Origin of the sequence: uncultured Thiocystis sp. (genome assembly GCF_903866365.1) — a bacterium.
GTDB lineage: Bacteria > Pseudomonadota > Gammaproteobacteria > Chromatiales > Chromatiaceae > Chromatium.
The window spans coordinates 1-2,413 of record NZ_CAIPNF010000367.1; the positions used below are offsets into that span (position 1 = coordinate 1).

Sequence of the window (2,413 nt, forward strand, 5' to 3'; positions counted from 1 at the left end):
CCCGAACGCTGGAGCGGCACGACGCGCAACTGGAAGCCCGAGACCACGGTCTTCCTCAACCCTGGAAAACCGACCACGACGGAGCATCAAAACCAACTGACAGCGACATGACCAATGCGACAACTACCTTGACACTTACCGATGCTGACCGAGGGTTGGGACGCGAACACCGTCACGCACATCCTGGGCGTTCGCGCCTTCGGCACCCAACTCCTGTGCGAGCAGGTCATCGGGCGCGGCTTGCGGCGCATGAGCTACGAGACCATCCCGCAGACCGTGACGATGGACGGCGAGACGATCGCCTTCGACGCCTTTCCGGTCGAATACGCCGAGGTCTATGGGGTGCCATTCGAGTTTCTGCCGACCGCTGGCGGGCGACCCGATCCCCAGCCGCCGAAGGACACCGTGCATGTTCACACGGTCGCGGAACGCGCCGCATCCCGCATCGCATTCCCCCGATTGACGGGCTATCGCGACGAGATTGCGGGCGAGCGGCTGACCGCCACCTTCACCGACAGCAGCCGTCTGATCCTCAACACTGGGCAGGTGCCGACCATCGTCGAGAACGCGCCCATCGTCGGCGCGTCCAGCATTCATCATCTGGACGATCTGAAGGCGAAGCGGCCCAACGAAATCGCGTTTCTGCTGGCGAAGCTGGTGCTGGAGACCTACTTTCGGCAGGGCGACGCCACCGAGTACGCCATCGGCGGCCCGGTCGAGAATGGCGTCAAAAGCTGGTTGTTCCCGCCGTTGCTCACCATCGCCCGGCGCTGGCTTCAGGAGTACGTGATCTGCCAGGACAACGCCTTTCCGCAACTACTGCTGCTGGTCGAACTCGCGCACACCGCCGCCGACCGCATCTATCAAGGCATCGTCAACGGCGACGGCCAGCCTGACCGACCGCCACGGCTGATGCCGATCCTTCAGCCCTACAACACCCTAGGCGACACCGACGGCGTGAGCTATCACAGCACCAAGTCGACCTACCGCACCAGCGCCAAGAGTCCGATGTCGCATGTCGTGCTGGACAGCGGTTGGGAGGGTACGGTGGCAAAGGCGTTGGAGCAGATGGATGAAGTGAAGGCGTATGTGAAGAACATCCCCCGGCTGGATTTCCTGATCCCCTACACCATCGGCGGCCAGCAACATGCGTATCTGACCGATTTCATCGCCCGGATCGACGACGGCCACGGCGAGGATGACTTGCTGAACCTCATCATCGAGGTCTCCGGCGAGAAGCGCGACGCCAAGGACGCCAAGGTTGCCACGGTCGAAAGCCTGTGGGTGCCCGCCGTCAACCACGCCAAGCGGTTTGGGCGCTGGGGGTTTGTGCAGGTGATCGATCCGCACGCGGCGATGATGACGATTCGGGCGAGTCTGAACGTACACGATCATAATGAAGCACTCGCCTTGGTTTAACGCGGAGCACGGCATGTCGGAAACAACCCCATCGGTCGACGTTGAAACCACTCGCGCCACCCACGCCTTCATGGCCCGTCTTGCCGGTCGCTATCCAATCAGCCAAGCCATTCTGTTCGGGAGTCGTGCGCGTCGTCACCATCGCCCCGATAGCGATGCCGATCTTGCCGTGGTCATGCGTGGCGCACCGGGGCACCGCACGGCGATTGCCTTGGACATGGCGGCGCTGGCCTTCGATGTGCTGTTGGAAACCGGCGTTTTGGTCGAGGCATTGCCGCTCTGGGAGGACGAGTTGGAGCATCCCGAGCATTTCAGCAATCCGGCGCTGATTGCGCGGATTCTTCAGGATGGCATCCGCTTGTGAGCATGACCGCCAACGATTACCTGGAGAAAGCCGAACGCGCCTTGACCTCGGCCCGACTGCTATTGGACAGCGGCGATGTCGAAGGTGCCTGTAATCGCGCCTACTACGCGATGTTCGACGCCGCGCATGCGGCGCTGTTGGCATCCGGGGCCATTGCAGGCGGTACGCCACCGAAGAAGCACAGCAGTGTCATCGCCGCCTTTGGGCTGCAACTGGTGAAGACCGGCCAGATGGCGGCGGAGTTAGGCAGCGCCTTGAACCAGGTCGAGCGGTTGCGGCGTCTCGCGGATTACACCGGCGAACCGATCACGCCAGAACAGGCGCAATGGGCGGTGGAACAGGCAGGGGTGTTTGTCGCCAAGGTGCGGCAAGGCCCTCTGTGCTCCACCCATCATCCACCATCGGAGGAGCCATGATGGACGATGGCGGGCACTGGTTCAGTTCAATTTGGAAAGAAAAACCAAGAAATCAGGTAGTTGAGGGGATCTTCCGCAAAGAGGTGAAACCAATAGTCGCACTCCAAGCGCAGTCAATACAGGGTTTCCCTGTAAGGAAGTCAGATTTTCCAATGTGCGGGTATATATATCAAGTTATTGATATATATAATTTATATTGCACAACTGAACTGAA

The 2,413-nt window shown here is 60.7% G+C and carries 4 protein-coding genes; all 4 read left to right on the plus strand.

The annotated features are described in order from the left end of the window. The first annotated feature begins 141 nt into the window (after positions 1-141). Positions 142-1,419, plus strand: coding sequence for a hypothetical protein (locus QZY07_RS20770; RefSeq protein WP_295406820.1), 1,278 nt, complete (start codon positions 142-144; stop codon positions 1,417-1,419). Positions 1,420-1,432: 13 nt separating this feature from the next. Then, a complete protein-coding gene (locus QZY07_RS20775) occupies positions 1,433-1,783 on the plus strand; it encodes a nucleotidyltransferase domain-containing protein (protein WP_295406823.1) in 351 nt (116 codons plus the stop codon). Positions 1,784-1,785: 2 nt separating this feature from the next. Then, positions 1,786-2,199 (plus strand): HEPN domain-containing protein, encoded by a 414-nt coding sequence (locus QZY07_RS20780; protein ID WP_295406829.1) that lies wholly within the window; start codon positions 1,786-1,788, stop codon positions 2,197-2,199. Then, on the plus strand, positions 2,196-2,413 hold a 218-nt coding region (locus tag QZY07_RS20785), incomplete at its 3' end, for a hypothetical protein (protein ID WP_295406826.1). The genes QZY07_RS20780 and QZY07_RS20785, both read left to right, overlap by 4 nt.